The 23,460-nt window shown below is 38.7% G+C and carries 25 protein-coding genes and 2 other annotated features; of the genes, 15 read left to right on the top strand and 10 right to left on the bottom strand.

All coding sequences use genetic code 11. From position 1 onward, the window contains the following. Positions 1–99 precede the first annotated feature (99 nt). From FLK20_RS14315 to FLK20_RS14330, 4 genes are all read right to left on the bottom strand, one after another. Positions 100–1,254, bottom strand: coding sequence for an acetoin utilization protein AcuC (locus FLK20_RS14315; protein ID WP_152657279.1), 1,155 nt, complete (start codon positions 1,252–1,254; stop codon positions 100–102). Further along, positions 1,251–1,898 carry an acetoin utilization AcuB family protein gene (locus FLK20_RS14320; RefSeq protein WP_152657280.1) on the bottom strand — a complete coding sequence of 216 codons (648 nt, stop codon included), beginning with the start codon at positions 1,896–1,898 and terminating at the stop codon, positions 1,251–1,253. The genes FLK20_RS14315 and FLK20_RS14320 overlap by 4 nt, the downstream gene beginning before the upstream one ends. Before the next feature lie 47 nt (positions 1,899–1,945). Then, on the bottom strand, positions 1,946–2,578 hold the full coding sequence (locus FLK20_RS14325; protein ID WP_152657281.1) for a GNAT family N-acetyltransferase: 633 nt from the start codon (positions 2,576–2,578) through the stop codon (positions 1,946–1,948). Positions 2,579–2,767: 189 nt separating this feature from the next. After that, the gene (locus FLK20_RS14330) at positions 2,768–5,272 is read right to left on the bottom strand and encodes a transglycosylase domain-containing protein (protein ID WP_227995063.1); all 2,505 of its coding nucleotides are present in this window, start codon (positions 5,270–5,272) and stop codon (positions 2,768–2,770) included. A gap of 240 nt (positions 5,273–5,512) precedes the next feature. After that, positions 5,513–5,744, top strand: a binding site (T-box leader). Positions 5,745–5,847: 103 nt separating this feature from the next. Between FLK20_RS14330 and tyrS the strand changes: the two genes are divergently transcribed. Beyond that, entirely contained in the window at positions 5,848–7,125 is a 1,278-nt protein-coding gene (tyrS, locus tag FLK20_RS14335; protein ID WP_152657282.1) for a tyrosine--tRNA ligase, read from the top strand. 243 nt (positions 7,126–7,368) lie between these two features. Here the strand turns inward: tyrS and FLK20_RS14340 are convergent, their stop codons facing one another. Further along, positions 7,369–8,226 (bottom strand): DegV family protein, encoded by an 858-nt coding sequence (locus FLK20_RS14340; protein ID WP_152657283.1) that lies wholly within the window; start codon positions 8,224–8,226, stop codon positions 7,369–7,371. 185 nt (positions 8,227–8,411) lie between these two features. Between FLK20_RS14340 and FLK20_RS14345 the strand changes: the two genes are divergently transcribed. The 5 genes from FLK20_RS14345 (at position 8,412) to FLK20_RS14365 (ending at position 11,044) form a co-directional block, all read left to right on the top strand. Next, a complete protein-coding gene (locus FLK20_RS14345; RefSeq protein ID WP_152657284.1) occupies positions 8,412–9,254 on the top strand; it encodes a YitT family protein in 843 nt (280 codons plus the stop codon). 15 nt (positions 9,255–9,269) lie between these two features. After that, positions 9,270–9,692, top strand: coding sequence for a hypothetical protein (locus tag FLK20_RS14350; protein ID WP_152657285.1), 423 nt, complete (start codon positions 9,270–9,272; stop codon positions 9,690–9,692). Positions 9,693–9,814: 122 nt separating this feature from the next. Continuing rightward, the gene (locus FLK20_RS14355; RefSeq protein WP_194165632.1) at positions 9,815–10,405 is read left to right on the top strand and encodes a TetR/AcrR family transcriptional regulator; all 591 of its coding nucleotides are present in this window, start codon (positions 9,815–9,817) and stop codon (positions 10,403–10,405) included. After that, positions 10,398–10,733 (top strand): DMT family transporter, encoded by a 336-nt coding sequence (locus FLK20_RS14360; protein WP_194165633.1) that lies wholly within the window; start codon positions 10,398–10,400, stop codon positions 10,731–10,733. The genes FLK20_RS14355 and FLK20_RS14360 overlap by 8 nt, the downstream gene beginning before the upstream one ends. Beyond that, complete coding sequence (locus FLK20_RS14365; protein ID WP_152657288.1) at positions 10,733–11,044, top strand: DMT family transporter; 312 nt, start codon at positions 10,733–10,735, stop codon at positions 11,042–11,044. The genes FLK20_RS14360 and FLK20_RS14365 overlap by 1 nt, the downstream gene beginning before the upstream one ends. 36 nt (positions 11,045–11,080) lie before the next feature. Here FLK20_RS14365 and FLK20_RS14370 read toward each other — a convergent pair whose 3' ends face one another. Next, entirely contained in the window at positions 11,081–11,344 is a 264-nt protein-coding gene (locus FLK20_RS14370) for a NifU N-terminal domain-containing protein (protein WP_152657289.1), read from the bottom strand. A 228-nt stretch (positions 11,345–11,572) separates the two neighbouring features. Continuing rightward, positions 11,573–12,415, bottom strand: a complete 843-nt coding sequence (locus FLK20_RS14375; protein WP_152657290.1) for a Cof-type HAD-IIB family hydrolase — start codon at positions 12,413–12,415, stop codon at positions 11,573–11,575. A 152-nt stretch (positions 12,416–12,567) separates the two neighbouring features. On the opposite strand from FLK20_RS14375, the gene FLK20_RS14380 reads away from it, so the two are divergent. Next, positions 12,568–13,332, top strand: coding sequence for an alpha/beta fold hydrolase (locus tag FLK20_RS14380; RefSeq protein WP_152657291.1), 765 nt, complete (start codon positions 12,568–12,570; stop codon positions 13,330–13,332). A 60-nt stretch (positions 13,333–13,392) separates the two neighbouring features. Beyond that, entirely contained in the window at positions 13,393–13,704 is a 312-nt protein-coding gene (locus FLK20_RS14385) for a metal-sulfur cluster assembly factor (RefSeq protein WP_152657292.1), read from the top strand. Positions 13,705–13,791: 87 nt separating this feature from the next. Here the strand turns inward: FLK20_RS14385 and FLK20_RS14390 are convergent, their stop codons facing one another. Together FLK20_RS14390 and FLK20_RS14395 are read right to left on the bottom strand one after the other, a co-directional pair. After that, on the bottom strand, positions 13,792–14,613 hold the full coding sequence (locus FLK20_RS14390; RefSeq protein WP_152657293.1) for an undecaprenyl-diphosphate phosphatase: 822 nt from the start codon (positions 14,611–14,613) through the stop codon (positions 13,792–13,794). A 324-nt stretch (positions 14,614–14,937) separates the two neighbouring features. Next, positions 14,938–15,114, bottom strand: a complete 177-nt coding sequence (locus FLK20_RS14395) for a DUF2929 family protein (RefSeq protein WP_152657294.1) — start codon at positions 15,112–15,114, stop codon at positions 14,938–14,940. A gap of 206 nt (positions 15,115–15,320) precedes the next feature. Here FLK20_RS14395 and FLK20_RS14400 point away from each other — a divergent pair, with 206 nt between their 5' ends. The 6 genes from FLK20_RS14400 to FLK20_RS14425 all read left to right on the top strand — a co-directional run bounded on the left by FLK20_RS14400 (position 15,321) and on the right by FLK20_RS14425 (position 20,637). Beyond that, on the top strand, positions 15,321–15,923 hold the full coding sequence (locus FLK20_RS14400; RefSeq protein ID WP_152657295.1) for an NAD(P)-dependent oxidoreductase: 603 nt from the start codon (positions 15,321–15,323) through the stop codon (positions 15,921–15,923). A gap of 18 nt (positions 15,924–15,941) precedes the next feature. Beyond that, positions 15,942–16,898, top strand: a complete 957-nt coding sequence (locus FLK20_RS14405) for a BMP family ABC transporter substrate-binding protein (protein ID WP_152657296.1) — start codon at positions 15,942–15,944, stop codon at positions 16,896–16,898. A 194-nt stretch (positions 16,899–17,092) separates the two neighbouring features. After that, the gene (locus tag FLK20_RS14410) at positions 17,093–18,031 is read left to right on the top strand and encodes a beta-ketoacyl-ACP synthase III (protein WP_152657297.1); all 939 of its coding nucleotides are present in this window, start codon (positions 17,093–17,095) and stop codon (positions 18,029–18,031) included. 28 nt (positions 18,032–18,059) lie between these two features. Further along, positions 18,060–19,301, top strand: a complete 1,242-nt coding sequence (gene fabF / locus FLK20_RS14415) for a beta-ketoacyl-ACP synthase II (RefSeq protein ID WP_152657298.1) — start codon at positions 18,060–18,062, stop codon at positions 19,299–19,301. Positions 19,302–19,529: 228 nt separating this feature from the next. Continuing rightward, positions 19,530–19,736 carry a YuzI family membrane protein gene (locus FLK20_RS22390; RefSeq protein ID WP_152657299.1) on the top strand — a complete coding sequence of 69 codons (207 nt, stop codon included), beginning with the start codon at positions 19,530–19,532 and terminating at the stop codon, positions 19,734–19,736. A gap of 139 nt (positions 19,737–19,875) precedes the next feature. Further along, on the top strand, positions 19,876–20,637 hold the full coding sequence (locus FLK20_RS14425; RefSeq protein ID WP_152657300.1) for a YjbA family protein: 762 nt from the start codon (positions 19,876–19,878) through the stop codon (positions 20,635–20,637). 92 nt (positions 20,638–20,729) lie between these two features. Here the strand turns inward: FLK20_RS14425 and trpS are convergent, their stop codons facing one another. After that, complete coding sequence (gene trpS, locus FLK20_RS14430; protein ID WP_152657301.1) at positions 20,730–21,719, bottom strand: tryptophan--tRNA ligase; 990 nt, start codon at positions 21,717–21,719, stop codon at positions 20,730–20,732. 132 nt (positions 21,720–21,851) lie between these two features. Continuing rightward, positions 21,852–22,023, bottom strand: a binding site (T-box leader). Between the two features lie 208 nt (positions 22,024–22,231). Between trpS and FLK20_RS14435 the strand changes: the two genes are divergently transcribed. Beyond that, complete coding sequence (locus FLK20_RS14435; RefSeq protein WP_152657302.1) at positions 22,232–23,458, top strand: putative glycoside hydrolase; 1,227 nt, start codon at positions 22,232–22,234, stop codon at positions 23,456–23,458. Positions 23,459–23,460: the final 2 nt, after the last annotated feature.

Raw genomic sequence — 23,460 nt, forward strand, 5'->3', positions numbered from 1 at the left:
GTTTTGTCTTTTTTCGATTACATACATAAGCTAAAGAATTCTCTGTCTACTGGCAGCAAATTTTCCCCTGAGGTTGATTCTTGAAAAAGAAATAGACAATCAAATAACCGCAGTGTACTTAAGCATATCTTCTAACAATAATTTATTCTTCTCTGTGATTTCCGCTCTTCTTGGAATATTTGGCTGAATCTCTGCGCCATCCTGCCAGCTTGAAGGAAGAGTGACAGGTGCTTCCTTTTGCCACTTTTCCAACCATTGTTCCGGCAATGGCCCCTTGCAGTATGTGCCTGTTTTCATTACATTCCATACCTGTGCCCAGGCGCGTGGAACAACACGCCACATATCGTAGCCTCCGCCGCCAACCGCAAGCCACCTTCCTTCACAATACGTATCGGCGATTTCAGCAGCAAGCAATGGTATTCTTTCATATATCTTCATCGTTCCGCATAAATGTGTTAAAGGGTCAAGGCAATGACTGTCCGCTCCATTTTGTGTTACAATAATATCCGGTTTAAAGAAGGCGGCAATTTTTCGTAACGCTGTTTCGTATAATTCCAAGAAAGAATCATCCTCTGTAAAAGCATCAATAGGTAAATTAAAACTGTAGCCATGTCCGCTTTTTATACCTCTTTCATTCACATTTCCCGTCCCTGGAAAAAGATAGCGGCCGGTTTCATGAATGGAAAAGGTGCACACATTCGGATCATCATAAAAGCCGGCCTGTACGCCGTCACCATGATGTGCATCGGTATCTACATAAAGAACCTTTAAATCTTCCTGTTTCCGCAAATATTTTATAGCAATCGCACAATCGTTATAAATACAGAATCCGGAAGCCTTGCGCTGAAATCCGTGATGAAGTCCGCCGCCAATATTGGCTATTTTTTTATAATTTCCATTTAATATTTTTTCAACAGCCGTAAGCGTTCCGCCAACTAATTGAGAAGCAGCCTGATGCATATTTGAAAAAATAGGGGTATCTTCTGTGCCTAAACCGTATTCCTGTGCCCGATCCGCTTTTAAACTCCCGCTGCCGGCTCTTTTGACTGCTTCGATATAGACTGTATCATGAAAAAGGGAAAGCTCTTCATCGGCAGCAATACGCGGTATAATTAAATCCTCTGTTGTTAATGTGGACTGTCCTTCTAATAATTCTTTTGTAAGCAGAACTCTTTTGTGATTAAATGGGTGGTCTGCTGTAAATTGATAATTTAAAAAATTAGGGGTATAAATAAACCCGGCCTGCTTTGTCATTTCTTTGGCTCCATAATATTATTTGGCCACAGCAGTGTATAGCCGGCATGACGAAGATCATTAATAATAGGCATAGGATTTAATGTTTTGACACGAAATACAAGTATTTTATAGTCAGGATCTTTGTAAGGGTAGAGCAATACAGAAACAATATTTACGTTATGGTTGCCAAATACGCTTGCCACTTTTGGCAGCTGTCCCGGCTGGTCTGGTACCTTTACTTCAATAAGGGAGCTTTGTTCATGTGTTCCGGTCAATTGGATTAATTTATAAAGCATATCCTTCTCCGTCACAACACCAACCAGCCTGTTCTGACTGACAACCGGTAAGCAGGCAATCTCTTTGTCATAGAAAATATAAGCAATCTCTTCTACAAAATCCATTGGATGAATAGTGATAACTGGGCTTGTCATAATGGTCTGGATTTCCTTGTTAAGAATATGAAAATCGCTTGTATCCAGAAAAGTAGATGGGCTGGCATCCCTGACGTCACGGTCGGAAACGATACCGAGAATATGCATATCTTCATCGACAATCGTAATATGTCTGATTTTATGCTTCTCTAACAACTGCAGTGCTTCATTAATGGTGGCAGTTGGCGGAAGCGTTATCATATTTCTGTTCATTAATTCTTCAACCAGCATGGTGAATCCCCCTTTTTCGTTAATTCTCTTTTAATCCTAAGCGTCCTCTAATAATGATTGGGACCTAAAAAACGCATTTTATCAAATAGTTCAATAGACTTTTGCGGCACATTGCTTCCGATGCGGACCATCAGGCAGTTAGCCGGATGAGAGTTAATCTCAGGCTCATCGGTAGGAGCTGGAAGGAGACCGCCCGATGCCATCATCTTCTCCATTATTTTACGGTAATCCCAGATACTCAATTGACTATAATCCAGATCCCAATGCCAATAATATTCTGTTGAAATCACAATATAATTTTCCATATAAGGATCTTTCATGGATTGACGAAGCAGTGTAGAACCGACTCCTCCACCCCGGTATTTCCGGATAATCTCAATAGCACCTAATTCGATTAAGTCCTCCATTTCAAACTTGGACCATCTCTCTAACGGATCAGGATGCAAGTAAGTAACATAGCCGATAATTGTGTCTGGAGTTCGGGCAATGATAATCCTTGATTCTTTTAGATCTGCAATGTCCAAGAGTGCTTCAAATTGCTTTTCAGCAGGTCTGAATGCGGTTAATTCCTCATGGAAATGATATTGTTCTAACTGGGATCTTGAAACAGGACCTTCAATGGTCAGTGTTCCTGCAGTTGTTTCAAAAAGAATTGAATCAAATTCCTTCGTATGTTTCATCCATCCACCACCTTTATGAAATACAAAATGCTCTTGGTATCTATTATACAGAAATCAGCTATGTTTTTCTAAATAATTATAGAAATCTATCTAGGGTTAAAGTAAAATGTTACATCACTATTCATACACAAAAAACTTCATGCTGTAATGAGAATATCTCTTATAGCATGAAGTTTTATGAAAAATTGATTAATCGTCATCTGAGCTGGATGATGACATACTCGCCGGTATTCCGATTCTCAGCCACTTATCCCTTTCCGTTCTTGGATAGAGCATTGAAAAGTCCCCTATGTCATCGTAGCCATTTTCCCTCAGCCAGTCCGGATTAAACATAATTCCGTTGCTCTTGCTGAAGGAGCTTCCATCATCATCAGATTTTAAAACAAGTCTGCTGCCTCTTGTTAAACTATTGTCTTCCTCAGTCGGCACATACCGGGAATCGAACAGGTCGGTTTTGACAAGACCTACATCTTTACATAAATCAGACGGCAGCATTCCGGATACGGCACAGTAGCTTTTCTCCACAATTCCATCCGGCCGTTCAAATGGTGTTTCCGGTGTTACTAAGACCGGGTCTACCTGCGCCGATGCATTAATTACCTCTGCCCACAATTTCAGATTACGGTGACTATAGCTGAGATGATAAGAATGATTAATGGGTGCCGGTGTTTCATATCCAATCCAGGTACCAAATGTGATATTTGGGTTTGTCGCAACAAACCAGGCATCATGATAATCATTAGATGTTCCCGTTTTTCCAGCCCAGTCGACATTGGTATTTTGAAGCTGGGAATTCAGATAATTGGCTGTTCCATTATTGATAACGTCACGCATCATATCTATTGTTAAATAAGTGGTTTGTGGGGAAAAAACCTCCACAGGCTCTGTTTCATGCTCATAAATGACATCCCCATCTGCGGTCGTAATTTTATCAATCATATAAGCATCCGCAAATTTTCCGTTATTTCCAAAGGTAGAAAAGGCATTGACATTTTCCTCTACAGAGATACCACGATGTATTCCGCCTATTGCAAGAGAAGGGTTCACGTGATCTGCAGGATCTAAAGAAGTGACACCCATCTTTTCTAAATAATTTGCAGCAGGATCATTATTAATAATCTTCAAATACGTATCGACAGCCGGAATATTATAAGAGTTGGCAAGCGCTGTACGAGCGGAAACAATCCCATAATTACCCCCGCCATAGTTATTTATTGGGGGTCCCCCATTTGGAAATGACTGCGGATAATCAGCTATAGGTGTCGCAGGCTGAATAACGCCTTCTTCCATCGCCGGTGCATAATCAAGTAAAGGTTTGATGGTACTGCCGGGAGAACGTGTTGTATCGGTAGCAAAATTGACTTGATGATCGTCATCAAACCCGCGTCCGCCGATAAAAGAAATAATTTTGCCGGTATTATTTTCGATCATGATTGCTCCGGTTTGAATTGGCTGAGTTACTTCATATTCTTCCCCTTCACTGTTTGTAGCAGTAAAGGTTCTGGCATAACCATAATCGGAGTAGTTTTCTGCAACTTCTTCCATCGTATCATACATTTCTTTGTTTATTGTTGTATGAATTTGATAGCCGCCATCACGTAATTCTCTTTCTACACGATTTGCATACTCCGCCTGTAAATCTTCATCGTCAGCCAGTTCTTCCTCCGTAACACCATCTTCTTCCATTAATAATTCTTGAATTATTGCTTTTGTCCGTTTTTCTACCTCATAGGTGATATAAGGGTACTGGTCTGCAGAAGAAGGAACTGCATCAATAAAGTCCCCGGCAATATCATAATTGGCGGCTTCTTCGAGTTCCTCATCAGTTATATATTCCATATCATGCATCCGGTTTAACACTGTTCTCATCCGGTTAATGCCGGGTTGTAAATCTTCTTCTGATTTCAGCTTCCCTTCAGCTGTAAAAGGTGTGTAAGCAGAAGGTCCCTGCGGAAGCCCTGCCAAATAAGCTGCTTGGGGAAGTGTTAATTCAGAAGCCTCTACGCCAAAAATACCTTTTGATGCTGTCTGTATGCCAGCAATATTTCGACCAGATGAATTTCTTCCATAAGGAATAATATTTAAATAAGCCTCTATAATTTCATCTTTTGAAAAGTAATTCTCCAGCCGCATTGCTAGTAGTATTTCTTTAGCTTTTCGATCAAACGACACTTCGTCGGTAAGAATTTGGTTCTTAATAAGCTGCTGCGTGAGCGTGCTTCCACCAGTTTGGACAGAGGAATTTAGAAATTCCTGTGCCATTGCTCTTAAGATGGCTTTTGGTACAACACCGTTATGCTCAGGAAAATACTCATCCTCCGTTGCGATAACAGCATCAATTAATGTGGATGAGATATTCTCAAGTGCCACTTCTTCACGATATAAATCACTTCTGATATCCCCTAGATAGACATCATTTGCAAAGTAAATACTGGATGTCTCAGCATAATTGTAAATATCATTTGCCATTGATGCTTCACTTCTTAAAGGCTCTTCATGGACTAGTGATGCAAAGTATCCAAGTCCGATGCCGCCGGCAAAAATACCGCCGATGCCGCAAATGATAATGACAAATAGAACAATATTCCAAACAACATCATACGTGATTCTCGATGCCCGCTGAAGGACGCCTTTTTTCCACCAGTTCCTTGCAGTATTAAAAAAACGTTTCAGGTTCTCTTTCATAATTGACATTAAACCTCCTAATTCAATATTTATTATACCATAGAGAAAATACAGTTTGGTAGTGGAAGGAAAAAAGCTTGCATAGAAGCTCTATTTGTGTTATAAAAAGTATCATATCAATTTAACTTATAGAGGTTGTTCAAAAAGTCCGCAAATGATAAGCAGCGAACGCTTTAGTTGATGTTCGTAAAAATCATGTCGTCTTGACCTTTAAGACCCAGTTCGGCACTTTTTCTACAAACACTTATATTAAAAACATTGAAGGATCGAAGTAGTGATGTGAATCCCTGTTTTAGAGAACTGATGGGTGGTGCAAGTCAGTATACATTCACATACGAATTACAATCTGGAGTTTTTCTTTTTATTATCGCAAATCTACGTGCTAATAAGAAGAACGGTGAAAAACATCGTTAACAAACCTTAAGTGGCTATATTTTTAATAGCAACAAGGGTGGTACCGCGAATCCAACTCGTCCCTTTCTTTTTTGAGAGGGGGCGGGTTTTTTTATTCTCTTTTAACCGTGGGTTAGGAGCAGGCGGAGTTGCCAGTAGAACAAATTATCAATTAAACAGGAGGAACTTTCATGAGTATTTTACAGGATTTAGAAAGCAGAGGACTAGTAAATCAAGTAACGGATCGGGAAGGATTAGAAAAGCATCTCGAAAATAATCAAGTCACATTATACTGTGGATTTGACCCGACAGCAGACAGCTTGCATATTGGGCATCTTGTTCCTTTAACAATGCTGCGCAGATTTCAGCGGGCAGGACATAAGCCGATTGCATTAGTTGGTGGAGGAACAGGGATGATTGGTGATCCAAGCGGGCGTTCAAGCGAGCGCAGCTTGAATACGGAAGAGGTTGTTTTTGGCTTTACAGAAAGTATTCGAAAGCAAATTGCAAAAATAGTGGATATGGACGATACGTCGAATGCCAATCAGGTTGTTTCCCGCAATAACCATGATTGGTTAGGAAATATGACAATCATTGATTTTCTTCGCGGAGCTGGAAAGCATTTTGGAATTAATTACATGCTGTCTAAAGATTCGGTTGCTGCAAGACTTGCACAAGGTATTACATTCACTGAATTCAGCTACATGATTCTGCAATCTCTGGACTTCTTACGTCTATATGAAGAAGAAAATTGTACGCTGCAAATTGGTGGAAGTGATCAATGGGGCAATATTACAGCAGGATTGGAGCTTATCCGCCGTTCCAGAGAAAATCAAGGTGAAACGGCTGAAGTATTTGGTCTAACCGTACCTTTGATTACAACAGCAGATGGAACCAAATTTGGAAAAACTGCTGGAAATGCTGTTTGGCTGGATGCTGAAAAAACATCGCCGTATGAATTTTACCAATTCTGGATTAATGCAGATGATCGTGATGTTATTCGTTTTATAAAATACTTTACCTTCTTATCTGATGAGGAAATTTCGGAATTAGAAAAAGAAGTAGAAACAGCGCCGGAAAAACGTGTTGCACAGCGGCGCCTGGCTGAGGAAATGACTCGGAGCATTCATAATGAGGAAAGCCTAGCGCAAGCGCAAAGAATTTCTGAAGCTTTATTTAGCGGAGATATCAAGCAGTTAAAAGTAGATGAGGTCGAGCAGGCGTTTAAAGATGTTCCTAATCACGATGCAGTGAGAGAGCCTGCCAATTTGATTGATTTATTAGTAGAAGCTTCTATTGCTTCATCCAAGCGGCAAGCAAGAGAAGATGTGAAAAATGGAGCTATTTATATCAATGGTGAACGTGTTCAGGATTTGGATTATGTAATAGATGAAGTAGATCGTTTAGGTGATGCTTTTACAGTGATCCGCAGAGGAAAGAAAAAATATTTCTTAATTCGTTTTCAATAAAAAAGGGTGTTCATTCAGAAAGGAAGCAAAAATAGATTTGACGCTATTTTAACGTCAAATCTATTTTTTCATCCATTGCAAAGAGGGCATATATTTTACACTTTAAGGTAGTATAAAGAATGATAAGGAATAAAGTATAAGCGCAATGATTTTCGGTGGGACGAGTAATCGCAGTCCCAGTCCCAGTACCAGCCCCAACCGAGGCAATCCTACACCTTTCAGGCTTGGCTTGCCAAGTTTGCTTTATTTATTGTAGAAGAATAAAGCTAAGGTTCCCGGACCGGAATGTGCACCAATTACAGACCCGACCATTTCAATAATAATATTCTCTTCCTTCACACCAAACTGGTCCTGGATTATTTTTGAAAGCTCCTGGGCACGAGGTAAGTCATCACCGTGACTGATGCCAATTGTTTGATCTTGTAAATTACTGCCTCGCTTGTCCATGACCTCAATCATTCGCTTAAGTACCTTTTTTGACCCGCGAATTTTTTCCAGAGGGATCAGCTTGCCCTCTTCAACATGCAGGAGGGGTTTGATATTTAAAAGTCCGCCGACAAACGCTGCCGTTTTACTGACACGGCCTCCACGGTATAGATATTCTAAATTGTCGACAGTAAATATATGCTCCATCTGGGCCGCATTTATATTAGTCTGCTTGATAATTTCATCAAAGGGTGCATCCTGCTGTGCCATTTTGGCTGCTTCTAATACAACCAGCCCAAGACCCAGTGAGGCGCATTTAGAATCAATAATATGTAGCTGTGCTTCTGGATAATCCTCTTTGATTTCTTGCTCCATCATTTTTGCGGTTTGACAGGTTCCGGATAATTCAGATGAAAAAGCAATGTATAGTAAAGGCTTTCCCGCTTCTGCATGGGAGGTAAAGATTTCTTTAAATTGATTTGCAGATGCTTGCGATGTTTTTGGAGTTTTACCTCCCCTCATTGCATCGTAGACTGCCTTTGGGTTAATATCAATGCTGTCGCGGTAGTCATTTTTATCAAGATGAACAGTTAATGGTATCATTTCAATATTATATTCGTTATAATAATGTTCGGATAAATCACAAGCACTATCCGCCAGAATCGTGATTGCCATTTTAATCACATCCATTTCTTTTAAAATGTGTGTTCAAAAAGATTCCGAATTGGGTCTTGAAGATCAAGGCGAGATTCGCCTCTTATCATTTGAGAACTTTTTGAACATCCTCTTAAATTAAAGTTATATTAAGTTTACGTTTAAATGAATATTTAGTCAAAAAATTTAATAAAGGAGGCTGTTTGGTGTTTTATATTGAAGCGAAAAGGATAAGTATTGTTATATTAGGCGCATTATTAAATGCTGTATCTCTAAACTTTTTCCTGATTGGAGCAAATGTGTATGCCAGTGGATTTACAGGAGCGGCTCAGCTATTATCCAGTATTTTTAATGATTTCCTAAGTGTTGGTTTATCTACGGGGATACTATTAGCTCTTTTAAATATCCCTGTCCTGATTTTAGGCTGGCTGAAGGTAGGAAAGGGATTTACTATTTACAGTGTAGTATCCGTATTTTTCTCGACATTATTTTTAGAAATATTGCCGCTTGTTTCGATCTCTAATGATATTATTTTAAATGCTGTATTTGGCGGTGTGATTGCAGGAGTTGGTGTTGGTATCACATTAAAAGCCGGTGCTTCTACAGGCGGTATGGATATTGTGGCAATGGTTTTATCCCGTCTGAAAGATAAGCCGATTGGAACATATTTTTTAATTATGAACTCCTTGATTATAGTAATTGCCGGCGTTTTATACGAACCTGAAAATGCTTTGTATACGATGCTGACACTCTACGTAACAACCCGGGTGATTGATACGATTCATACACGTTATGAAAAGGTTACAGCGCTTATTGTAACAAAAAAAACAGACGAGCTGCAGAAAGCTATCCATGACACAATGGTGCGGGGGATTACGATTTTACCAGCAAAGGGAGCATATACAAAAACAGATAAAAGTCTGATGTACCTCGTTGTTACAAGGTATGAATTATATGATTTAGAAAGAATCATTAATGAAGTAGACCCGGAGGCATTTACGAACATTGTAGAGACTGCTGGAATATATGGATTTTTTAGAAAAGATTAAAAAGGTGTGTAGGTTATGAAACGTTGGTATGCAATTATAGCTATTACGGCACTATTGGCAGGCTGTGGAAATAGAGACGGAGAAGTAATTGAGCCCGCTGTTCCGGGGGACAACGAACAAACAACAAGTACAGTGATGTTCCAAGAAATTGATATTACAGTAGATGGAGAGCAATTTCATATCATTGGTCAAGTGAGAACAGATGGAGATGCTTTTTTCTACCGGATGGAGCAGGATGGAGAAATAATTCAGGAGGAAGAAATAGTAGAATTGGAGGAATCAGCCCCAGAAGCTTTTCAACATTTTGAAATCATGGAGACCTTCTCAGAGAATATTTTAGAGCAGGAGGAACCGCCCATTATTATTATGTATGGCAAAGATGAAGAGAATAATGAGATTAATCCAAACTATGTACCGGTAGATACGGAAGGTGAGTAGGATAGCGATGCTGTAAACCCCGGCTTCATTTAAATGTGAGGCTGGGGTTTTGCTGTGTATATTTGACCATGATAAATCAATTTGCTATAGTAAACTTACGACCGTTAGGAAGGATGAGTGCGTTGAAAAGAAAAATAATGGAGGCAGCACTTGCAGCTTTTGCGGCAAAAGGATACGAAGGGACCTCTTTGTCTCATATAGCCAAAGAGGTAGGAATAAAAAAACCATCTATATATGCACATTTTGATAGTAAATCAGCTCTTTATATAAGTATTGTCAAGGATGCGCTTCGAAAGCAGAAGCGTTCCATTTATAATTACTTTGAAGAAAATAAAAAGAAAAGCCTGGATAATCAATTGCAAAGCTTTTTTGAATGGATTGCCATAGAGATAGAAGAAAAGCCTGATGTTCATTTCATTTATCGAATCACATATTTTCCGCCGGCTTCTTTAGAAAAAAAAGTTTTTCAGCTTATTGATCCATTTTTAACGGATTTAGAGAAGCTGTTAACGCGTTATATAAGACAGTATACAGCAAGGAGAGCCTGGAGGTTGACAGAGCATCCGTCCACGGTTGCTTTAGCATATATGACGATTTTAGACGGCAGTATTCTGGAATTGTTTTTTACAGGGAAGGAATCCTATGAAAGAAAAATAAAAGCATCATGGGTTATTTTTTGGAAAGGTGTAGAAGGAGGAAGTCATATTGACTAGGCATTGGAGCTACGTTATTTTAGCAGGAATTATCGAAATAATTTGGGTGACCGGCTTAAATTACTCAACAACGATCCTGCAGTATACAGGGACAGTCATCGCGATTATTATCAGCTTTATTGTATTAATTAAAGCAACACAATATCTCCCGGTAGGAACTGTATATGCTGTGTTTGCCGGAATTGGCGCAGCAGGAACAGTGCTTGTGGAGAGTGTGTTTTTTGGTGTGCCATTCAAAGTGGAAAAAATTATTTTTATTGCACTTATCATTTCAGGTGTTGCTGGCTTGAAGCTGTTAAGTGATAAACCAAAGCGGGGTGAAGCATAATGCACTGGATTGCGTTAATCATTGCCGGTTTTCTTGAAGTGGCTGGAGTGAACTATTTAAAAAAGGTATCGATGGGCAATTATTATGCGCTTATTTTTTTTGTGCTGTTCTGGGGATTAAGCTTCACGCTGCTTGGCTTTGCGATGAACGAAATTGCAATGGGAACAGCCTATGCCATCTGGACAGGAATCGGTACAGCCGGTTCTGCGCTATTGGGGATGTTTTTTTATGGTGAATCGCGGGATTGGAAACGTCTCGTATGTATTGCCTGTATCCTGTCAGGGGCTATGGGGTTAAAATTAATTAGTTAATAAAAGAGCAAGAGGCCGGGAGCTCCCAGCCTCTTGCTAATAACCAAACCTCACAAATATTTCTTCTACTTTAGGGTTAATGTTCTCCCAGTCAGCATCAAAATGCTTGTTGACTGTAATAAAATTTTGATAACCGAATACATTATCAACGTCTTCCAGTTTCATCAGTTCATTTAATATTTCATGTTCACTTACATCACCGGGCATAACAGAAATACTGTTTGTCCCAGAAAAAATAACCTTATCCGAAGTGTATTTCATTGCATTTGGATTTGGGGTCGGGGAAATATGTACTGCCATATGAGTACCTCCTCATGTATTTGTTCATAAGTTCATATTAACAGAAAATCGGCAAGAGATAAAGAGAACTTGACAAGCCCGGCCTGAAAAACGCAGGCTGGGGTTAACCGCCCCAACAAAGACCAATTGGATTACCCGCCCCGCCAAAACGTCGTTAAAATTTTGTACTTTCCTAGCGCGTAAAGAAAGGAAGACTGCAGCTTGAAAACTTGCAGTCTCCCTTAAAATTTAAATAACGGCATTTTTCTTATTAAGATGTAAATATTCTTCTAAAAATATACCGATACCATCTTCCTCATTTGTTAAGGTTTGATGATTGGAAACAGAGATCAGCTCATCGATGGCATTTCCCATAGAAACACCGACACCGGCATAGTCAATCATTTCTAAATCATTGTCTTCATCTCCAAAAGCGATAATATTCTCCCTGGCGATATGATATTCATCAGCAATACGCTTCAGACCTACCGCTTTATTCATTCCTTTTTTTATGATTTCAATGATATTCCAAGGTGCTCCCCATTTACGGTGTTCAATGACCTCCGCATGATAATCATCCAAATGGGCCCGCAGCTCCTGCACTTGTGAAGCATCGGGATAAATTAGAACAGAAGTAGGATCATATTTTAATTTTGACTTAATATCACCAATAATATATGGAGATTCTTCGGGGATATCTTTAAAGATAGTCATAATATCTTCACTGTATTGATCTAAATAAACCTGATCTTGTACCTCAGCTAATATATTTTTTACGGCAATTTCGTTGGAAGCATCAATAATCCGGTGTGCAGTAGTTAGAGGCATCGGTGTGTGAAAACCTTTCCAGCTTGTATCCAGAGGATGATGCACGAGTGCTCCGTTGAAATTGACCATCGGTGTTTTTAATTGGAGTTCCTGATAGTATTGGATGCTGGCACGGCCAGGTCTCCCGGTAGCAATGACAACAATGTGACCATTTTCTATTGCCTGAGCGATCACTTGTTTATTTCGGCTGCTTATTTTCTTATCATCTGTTAATAACGTACCATCTAAATCAAGTGCAATTAAGTGTCTGTTTTTATTTTCCATTCCTTCACCTCTCATCTGACCTTATCGTACCATGATTTGAAAATATGTAAAGTAAAGAAAAATTAAATAAAAGCTGCATTATTTGCGAAAGATATTACAAAAACTTTACAATAGAGGTAGTATGTTGATAGTTGAAAGGAAGCGTGTCAGAGATGATAGGAATTTATCAGGAGCCAATCGAAGGAATCCCCTGCTTACATGTTGTTGATCAAAAATACACTGGAGAAGAGCGTCCTGTTGTTATTTATTATCATGGATTTACAAGTGCCAAGGAACAGAATTTGCCGATAGCCTATATGCTTGCAGATAAAGGATGTCGTGTATTGTTGCCGGATGCACTTCATCATGGGGAAAGAAGCAAAGGATTATCTGATGATAAGCGTCAATTGGCTTTTTTTGAAATCGTGTTAAAAAATATCGATGAGTTAGGGGTCTTGCGTCAATATTTACTGCAAAATAAACTTTTAAAAGATCAGGGATTAGGTGTAGCCGGGACCAGTATGGGAGGGATTACAACAAGTGCCGCACTTGTCAAATACCCTTGGGTGGATGCTGCGGCCGTTATGATGGGAACGCCAAAGCTGCAAGCTTACGCCAGACAATTACTGCATTATGTTGAAAAGAATGGACAGTCTCCGTTTACAAAAGAAGAATTAGATCACTTGTTTGAAAAACTGGCTGAAATCGATTTATCTGCCCACATGGAATCACTTTACGAGCGTCCGTTAATGTTCTGGCATGGTGAAAACGATAAGGTCGTTCCTTTCGAACAATCCCATTCTTTTTATCAGACGGTCGAGCCGGCTTATACAAATAAGAGCAATTTGCAATTTATTGGAGAAAAAGGAAGAGAGCATAAAGTCAGTGTTCCGGCAATGCATCGTGCTGCTGAGTGGTTTGAGAGGCATCTGTTGTAAAATGATTTAATTACATGTTAAAGTATGATTTAATAGAAACAAGGGAAAGGAGGATGACAGATGGACGAAGCAATGAAAGAGAATCTAATGGGCGCATTAGAAAATGTGATTGATCCAGAACTGGGTATTGATATTGTCAATCTTGGTTTAATATATGATGTGGACTTGGATGATGATGGTGTTTGTGAAGTGACAATGACATTAACTGCTATGGGATGTCCTTTATCTGCACATATTGAAGCAGATATCAGACATGCTTTATCAGATATACCAGAAGTGAAAGAAACAAAAACAACGATCGTTTGGGATCCGCCTTGGGGGAAAGATAAAATGTCCCGCTATGCAAAAATTGCCTTGGGAATTCCAGATTGATGAACAATGTAACAAAGGCACCCGCGAAATAAGCGGATGCCTTTGTTTTTGATTCTAATAAATAATTAATGCGTTCGTGAAGATTCTCTATAAGAAAATCAATACAAGAATACCTACAACCACACAGTAGTATGCAAAATACTCCAGTTTTCCGTGGCGCATGACATTCATAAACCATTTTAGTGCAAAGTAGCTGGCAATAAAAGCAGTAATAAATGCTACCAGATAAGGTGCCCACAGCTGACTCATTGCCGGATCTCTGGCGATTTCCGGAATTTCAAGAATAGCTGTTCCCAGGCTTACAGGGATATAGAGAAGGAAAGAAAATCGTAAAGCTGTTTCCTTCTTCATTCCAACAAGCATCGAAGCAACGATTGTCGCTCCAGACCGGCTTATTCCAGGTGTGACAGCTACAGATTGAACAAGCCCGACAATAACAGCATCTTTTGCTGATAAATCACCATCCTGTTTACGTCCCCTGAGGTTTCGAATAATCCAAAGAGAAAGCGCCGTAATTAACAATGTGATTCCAACGACATTTGTTCCGCTTAATGCTTCGCCAAGCACATCTCCGAACAGCACACCGATAACCCCTACAGGAATGGTTGCGATGACGAGATAGACTACAAACATGAAGTCGCTTTTGACAGTTTTATCACCTTTGAATAAGAACTTCCACGTATTAACAATTAAACGTACAATATCTTTACGATAAATCAGCATAACCGCCAGCAGCGAAGCAAAGTTAACAAAAATTTCAAAGGAAAGTCCTCTGGCTTCAATATTAAATAGCTCCCTGACAATGATTAAATGCCCGCTGGAGGATACAGGGATCGGTTCTGTAACACCTTGGACAATACCAAGGATAAAATACTGGATCAGTGTCCATAAATTACTTAAAGCATCCATTTTTTTATACCTTCCTTTATTTTTTCTTCTCTGATTGTACAGCTATTTTTAAAAATGAACAAAGCAGAAGTACAATAAATTTTAAAATGGTCTTAGACATCCATTTTTACATGACATATACGAGATTGGACCTGGTCATTATATAGTTAGTCTCTTAAGCCTGTCCTTGGGCTGTGCGTAAACATCCTCTTGTATGTAAATATGCTGATAAATATACGTATAGAACTTTTTATTTCCATGACAGGATAGTTTCTATAAAAATTAGTAGCTGATTTTAGAAATATAGAAACCCCTTGCCGCATATACTTAGACAAGGGGTTTTACTTACTCAGTGTCTTCTTTCAAAACAAAACCAGCTAAAGCAAAAACGAATACAGAAAAGATACCCGCTACAATAAGTGCATCACGAACAACAAACGGGTCTCCACCCATGCTTGTCAATACATAAGAAACTGCCAATGCGATAGCGACAGCCCAAAAAATAGTTGCGATAAAACGCATAAGTCCACCTCACTTTACTAACTTGTCTCAAAACATCATAAATATTATTTTAACATGAAAAGCCTTTTGTTGCTTGAAAGATGCAAAAAAAATTGTGAAAAATTAATGTGAATAGAAAGAGGCAGTTATCCATTTTCTGTATCACATTTTATTCAGTATATGGTAAATACAGCCCTAACCTGAGCCTATATAAAGGAGTGCTTTCGTTGCGTATATTAGTTATTCCTCATAATCATTGGATTGGTTATCATGTGGCAGCAAGGCTATTAGATGATGGCTGTCAAGTTGATGGAATCCGAAATACTCAAATTGATTCTGACTTTGAAGATTTTTTTGGAAGGAACAGTCATTTTCAAGCTGTAGATGAAGTGAAAAATAATTATGACATAGCAATTATTATAAATGATTCAGATAGAAAGCATTTGCATCAGCATGCTGCGAAGGTACTACATATTCAAACAGATCCCCGTTTGAATATGTTATCAGATAGCACGGTGACATCTGTCATTTCCGTTCCTTATCTTATCGGGGAAGGAATGGAAATGGATGGGAATGGTTTATTTGTGGATGGCAGGCTGCTTTCTTATGCAGATAAAGATTGGCAAAAAAAAGCTATTTACATTAAAGACTTTTTAAATGTATTGATGCAGTGGATAAAAATGAAGCATTTGCCTAAATTAATAGAGATTATTTCCGTTAACAATAACTTAACAAACACAAAAGTTGAAAAAAAGCAGGTTCTGCTAGAAAATAGAGATATCAATGAAGTAATAAAAACAATACAAATATTTAATAAGCGACTTCGGTAATGGAATGGATGTGCTAAGGTGAAATATGTCTTCTATCCACTAATCCTGCTAAGTTTCATTTGTATACTATCTGCCTGTTCTTATTTTGAGACAGGTCAAATACAAAATGTCGGATTTTTAACGGATACAGAAATAGATAGTAATCCTTGGACAAAACAAGGATATCAAGCATTGATGGAGATAGCTGATGAATACGATGTAGATGTATATTATGAGGAAAATGTAGAGACTATGTATCAAGTACAGCAGGCTGTTGAGCAATTCGCCTATAATGGTGTCAACTTAATTTATGGTCATAGCAATATTTATGGTGAATATTTCATGTCGCTCGCTGAAAGTTATCCGGATGTTCATTTTGTTTATGTGAATGGAGGCGAGTCAAGAGAAAATGTAACTTCCTTGAACTTTAATGGTCATGCAATGGGATTTTTTGCAGGTATGGTAGCTGGAAACATGACAGAGACCAATCAGATTGGTGTGATTGCCGCCCACTCCTGGCAGCCCGAGACAGAAGGATTTTTTGAAGGCGTTAGCTACGTTAATCAAGAAGCTGAGGTCAAATTGAATTATTTAAACGATTGGAATAATGTTGCGCTTGCGATGGATTATTATGCGGCAATGAAGGAACAAGACGTAGATATTTTTTATCCTATTGGAGATGCATTTAGTGAAAGTATTCTGAGAGAGGCTGAAGCGGATCATCTTTTTGCAATAGGTTATATGATGGATCAGATGGAGACTGCTCCAGACGCTGTTTTAACAAGTACCATTCAGCATATCGGTGAACTGTATCAATCCGTAGCAGAAGAGTTTAACAAACAGGATCTGGAGGGAAAAATTTATACGTACGATTTTAAAGATGGTTTTATTACACTTGGTGAATTTCGCGATTCTGTTCCAAGCTATGTAAAAATGCAGGTAGAAGAGGATATAGAGGAATACATTAATACGGGCTTACTGCCAAATGAATACTGACATAGGTGCATCAATAAATTAAGTGTCATGGTCAATAAAATATACTTAAGAAGAAATGAAGAAAAGAATTTGGATAGTACAGTTCCACCCTTGAGTAAAATTGTAACTTGCTATCCAATTCATTTTGTCTTAAAATTAGTACCAAGTCATAATGTTTGATATTAATGTTATTTATAGAAGGGGAGCGCGGTTAAATGAGTATCGGTATTTTAGGGACCGGCCATTATTTACCTACAAATGTAGTTACCAATCACGATTTAGAGAAAATCGTTGATACCAATGATGAATGGATTCGGACCAGAACAGGAATTCATGAAAGAAGGTTAGCTACGGACGATATTGATACTTCGGATATGGCATATTATGCATCCGTAGAAGCATTAAAAGAAGCGGATATGAAGGCAGAAGATATTGATTTAATTTTAGTGGCAACAGTTACACCGGATACTTCTTTTCCGTCAATGGCTTGTCTGATTCAGGATAAATTAGGAGCAACAAAAGCTGCAGCAATGGATGTTAGTGCTGCTTGTGCCGGATTTATGTATGGTATTATTACAGCAAATCAATTTATTGCGACTGGCACGTATAAAAATGTACTTGTAGTCGGATCAGAGAAGCTATCTAAAATTACGGACTGGTCAGACCGTTCTACGTGTGTGTTATTTGGCGATGGTGCCGGAGCAGCTGTCATTGGCGAAGTATCTGAAGGAAAGGGGATACTTTCCTTTGAGTTAGGATCTAACGGTGCCGGCGGAAAAGACCTTTATTTAAATAAAAAAGACCATATTGTAATGAATGGAAGAGAAGTTTTTAAATTTGCAGTGAGACAAATGCCAGAGTCTACCATAAATGTTGTTGAAAAAATTGGATTGTCTCGTGAAGATGTTGACTATCTTGTTCCGCATCAGGCAAATATTCGAATTATGGAGGCAGCAAGGGAGCGTTTAGGTATTTCTGAAGATAAAATGGCAAAATCAATTGAGCGTTTTGGAAATAATTCTTCGGCTTCGATCCCTATGGCTTTATCTGAAGCGGTAAAAGAGGGTAAAATAAAAGATAATGATTTAATTGTATTAGTAGGATTTGGAGGAGGCTTAACTTGGGGCGCTGTTGCAATGCGCTGGGGCAAATAGGTCTTATCTAAATTAAAGGAGGATAACAATCGTGGAAAAGAGAGTTGTAATAACAGGACTAGGGGCAGTAACTCCCGTTGGTAATGATGTTTCTACGATGTGGAAAAGCGTTATTAATGGGCAATCGGGTATTGATTTTGTTACAAAGGTGGACAAAGATCAATTCACAGCAAAAGTGGCAGCGGAGATAAAAGATTTTGATCCGGCTGCATATATGGAGAAGAAGGATGCACGTAAGATGGATCCATTTACGCAATATGCTGTCGCCGCAGCAAAAATGGCTGTACAGGATGCGAATCTGGAAATAACGGATGCAAATGCAGACCGGATCGGTGTCTGGATCGGTTCGGGAATTGGCGGAATGAAGACATGGGAGGACCAGCATTCAAAGTTTTTGGATAAAGGACCGAAGCGTGTCAGTCCGTTTTTTGTACCGATGATGATCCCGGATATGGCTGCAGGACAGGTATCCATTCAGTTAGGAGCAAAAGGGATTAATGCTTGTACAGTAACAGCCTGCTCTTCTGGTGCCAATTCGATTGGTGATGCATTCAAAGCAATTCAGCGGGGCGATGCCGATGTAATGATTACAGGCGGTACAGAGGCACCAATCAGCAATATGGCATTTGCAGGGTTTACATCAGCAAAAGCGCTAAGCACAACCGAAGATCCGAAGAAAGCAAGCCGTCCATTTGATAAAGAAAGAAATGGCTTTGTCATGGGAGAAGGTTCAGGGATACTTATTTTAGAGTCACTTGACTCTGCCAAGGAACGCGGTGCAGAAATCTATGCTGAAATTGCCGGCTATGGAGCAACAGGCGATGCATATCATATTACAGCACCTGCTGAAAATGGGGAAGGTGCTGCACGTGCGATGCAAGAGGCAATTAAAGATGCGAAACTGAATGTAAATGATATTGATTATGTAAATGCACATGGTACCAGTACCGATTTAAATGATAAATATGAGACGCAGGCGATAAAAACCGTCTTTGGTGAAAAAGCATCCAGCTTGGCCATTTCTTCAACCAAATCAATGACAGGTCATTTATTAGGTGCTGCAGGAGCGATTGAAGCGATCATTTCTATCAAAGCAATTGTTGACGGAATTGTTCCTCCGACAATCAATTATGAACATCCCGATCCGGAATGTGATTTGGATTATGTGCCAAATGAAGCCAGAAATCAGGAAGTAAATGCAGTTGTAAGTAACTCGTTAGGCTTTGGCGGACATAATGTAGCATTGGTGTTTAAAAAATTTGAAGCATAGATAAAAGAAGCTTATCTCTTTTTGGGAGATAGGCTTTTTTTACGTTAGGAAAGTATAAAATTTTAGCGACGGTTTTTGATGGGGGGAATAATCATAATCCCGATTAAGGAATTCGCCAAGCCTTTCGGCGAATGCCAAGTTTTCTTTTGATGCTGCAAAAAACCTCGTATTTTCTAAAGGACAGGCACATAGAATGATATTAATTGGACAAGCAAGCGAGGCGAGAGGATGGGTTCTTTCTTTTTATTTCTAGTCGGGTTCGGGATGACAGTTACAGGAAGTGTTACCGTTATAGCTTATTTTAATTTTCTCCCCGCGGGATTAATTTGGGCTGATTATTTTACGTTTATAGCAGGTCGGCCGGAATGTTATTTTCTTCCTTTGGGTTTATTGCTTTTACTGATTTCACTTCGTCATTTTAATGTAGAAAAATGAGTGTTTTCGCATAAAAATATGTGAGATGGTCATAATGTATTTTAAACTTGATGTTCAATAGGATTTAATGTCATAAGCATGTATGTACAAACTCTTTGAACAAAGAAATACTAAATGGCAAATAAGGTGGGGTTAGGGAATGTTATATTTACATGATGCTTGGGTAAACTGGTTTGAAGGGGAAGAGAACGGGTATAATGTATGCCCCTTCCATGAATGGCGAAAATCTGATTCAGTTGAATTATTAGATCAGGTTCCATTGCTGTACATATCAAGTGAGCTTTTTGAATACATTGAAAATGATATGTGTGAACTCCCGAAAGATTTACTCGATCGTATTTATAAAAGAACAACCATACGCAAAGGTCAAAAAAGAACAGTATTGGAATATGCCGCGGTGGTAACAGATGGGCTGGAAATACTTGCTTTTGATACAGCAGGATATTATATTCCGGTAAAAAAGAGCAGGTTAATCCCAAGACAGGAGCAATTAGTCTATAGCATGATTGAAAAAGCGGAGCAAAAAACATATGCCTTTAACAAGGAAAATTATCAAAAGGAATATCATATGCTGTCGATGCCGCCAGCCTTTATCCATGGCCTGACCAGAAGAGAGCGCCAGCTTAAACAGCTTTTAATGATTGGGTTAGACCAATTAAAGACAACGAATAATAAACAAGAATTAAGGTACTGGCTCACAGAATGGAATCCTAAAAAATATCCTTCTATAAAATATATGAATGAAGGAGAGGTTTGGGAAGCACTATATAATGGCTTGAAGGATGGATGGAGCCAGGCACATGAAGAACTGTGTAAGAAACTCATTCGTGGTCAGGCTTTCCTGGAAAGAATGTGGGAAGCTGAAATGGAATCAGAAGAAAATACCTCGAAGCAAAATTAAAAGAACAGGGAAGCTGACCATATGCAGGCAGCCTCCTTGTTCTTTTTGAACACTATCTAATAGTTTCTTTTTACAAATCCAACCGTATTCTTTTATTTTCTAACTCTGCCTAATCCCACTGCTTTCTTTGCTTTTCTTAGCGTTTTTCCGGCAGTCAAGGAAGCTTTTTCAGCTCCTTTATCAAGAATGAGATCCAGCTCTTCGGAGTTGATTAATTCGTTATGCTTCGCTTGAATTGGTTCCAGCACATTAATAACAGCATTGGCTACACCTTGTTTGAAGTCTCCGTAGCCTTTTCCGGCATATTTTTCTTCGAGACTTTCGATGGACTCTCCACTACAAACAGAATAGATCGTTAATAAGTTAGAGACACCTGGTTTATTCTCTTTATCAAATTTTACGATGCCTTCTGAATCGGTGACAGCACTTTTTATTTTTTTCTCAATTTGCTTCGGCTCGTCAAGCATAGAAATAAAGCCCTTGTGGTTGGAATCAGATTTACTCATTTTTTTCGTTGGATCCTGTAAAGACATAATACGTGCACCAACTTTAGGAATACGTACTTCCGGGATCGTAAAGATATCATTGAAACGGTGGTTAAAGCGCTGTGCTAAATCACGAGTCAGCTCCAAGTGCTGTTTTTGATCATCTCCAACAGGAACGACATTTGTATTATATAGTAAAATATCTGCTGCCATTAGCGTAGGATAAGTCAATAGCGCAGAAGGAATTGCTTCTTTTCCTTTTGATTTATCTTTATATTGTGTCATTCTTTCCAATTCACCGATATAATTAATGGACTGTAGAATCCATGCCAGCTGCGTATGCTCTGGAACTTCTGATTGAATAAAAAGTGTTACTTTATTCGGATCGATTCCGGAAGCAAGATAAAGAGCAGCTAATGACTTGATATTTTTCCTTAAGGCTAGCCGGTCCTGAGGAACAGTTATCGCATGCTCATCAACAACACAAAAATAACAATCATATTCATCCTGTAATTCGACAAATTGTTGAAGTGCACCTAAATAATTTCCTAATGTCAATGTACCACTAGGTTGAATTCCTGAAAAAATTGTTTGCAATATCTTCACCTCATTTATTTATTTGAAAGCTGAAAAGAAAAGATATTTATGCTGGAAGCTGAAGGTCTGGGTAGGAGCAATATTGTTACAAATATATTTCCCGGGCAATAAAAAAAGCCCATTCATTCCCAAAATAGGGACGAATGAACCGCGTTGCCACCCTGATTATTCTATCAAATAGAATCACTTCATTATTTAAAGCTCCAAAGTCCAATTCCATCTTACCTTGATACTTGTTTTCAGCACCACAAGCTCTCTTAAAATCAGCGGGAAAGATGTACTATATCTTTTTCATTGCTTCAGATATTAAATTAAGTTCATTATAAGTTTATTTTTGAGAAATTGCAAGGGCAGATGTATCGGGAATTTGGAAAATGTCAAACATCCTTATTCTTATCTTTTTCTAAATATACAAAGTAAAACTTTTTTCCACTTTTTTCGAGTTTTTCTTTTAAAAATTTCCTTTATTGCTTTATACTAGTAATAAAATATATATATGGGAGATTGATGGAATGAGTAAATGGAAGCGTCTGTTGATAACATTTGCTGTTGCGGGTGCAGCATTTGTTGGATTCGGACAGACAGATGAAGCTCGTGCGGAGGATGGAACAGATGTAGTAGCAAAATCACATAAAGAACGGACAACTAGTTTAAAAGAAATAGATACGTCACAGCGATTTAGCCGCTTTGTTATTTCTTCTAATTATAACTTTACATATCCAGATGCAGTACGGGGAATCTATGTTACAGGGAATTCGGCCGGTGGAGAAAGATTCGAACGTTTAATAGATTTACTATCTTCCACAGAATTAAACGCCATGGTTATTGACGTGAAAGAGGATCATGGACATATCACATTTGCTCCTGAAGAAGGTTCGGTGTATGAAGATATAGGGACAACATTTATTTCTGATCCAGAAGGTATGATGGAACGCTTAGAGGAAGAGGAAATTTATCCGATTGCACGTGTGGTTGTGTTTAAAGATAATATTTTAGCAGAAGCACGACCAGATTTGTCTTTTAAAGAAAATGGGAACGTTTGGACGAATGGAAAAGGTGAATCCTTTGTGAATCCTTTTGAAAAAGAGGTTTGGGAATACAATGTAGAAATAGCTAAAATGGCAGCAGAAATGGGCTTTAAAGAAATTCAATTTGACTATGTCCGCTTCCCGGAGGGTTTTGAAACAAAGGATGAAGATTTGGAATATTCAATGGGTGATTACGCCGATTTGGATATAGATAATATTCAGAAACGCGTGGAAGCTGTTACTGATTTTGTAGCATATGCCCGTGACGAGTTAAGTGATTATGATGTGGATGTATCCGTAGATATTTTCGGCTATGCTGCAACCATTGAAGAAGCGCCGGGAATTGGTCAAAACTTCTCAAAAATATCAGAGAATGTAGATATTATTTCATCGATGATTTATCCAAGTCACTGGACATCTTATTTTGGAATTGCCAATCCGGATGAAGAACCATACAATTTGGTCAATGAATATTCGAAAGTAGAAAATGAGGTATTAGGAGCCTTGGATAATCCGCCAATGTCACGTCCGTGGCTGCAGGATTTCAGTGCTCCATGGTTATATAGCGGTCCGACATTTGAATACGGTAAGGAAGAAGTAGAAGCGCAAATTAAAGCATTATATGAAAATGGAATTGATGAATTTTTATTATGGAATGCTGGTAACACTTATACAGAGAATGTCGATTATTTGATTGGTAAAGAAGATTAGGG

The organism is Oceanobacillus sp. CFH 90083, from assembly GCF_009389585.1.
In the GTDB taxonomy this organism is placed as follows: domain Bacteria; phylum Bacillota; class Bacilli; order Bacillales; family Amphibacillaceae; genus Oceanobacillus.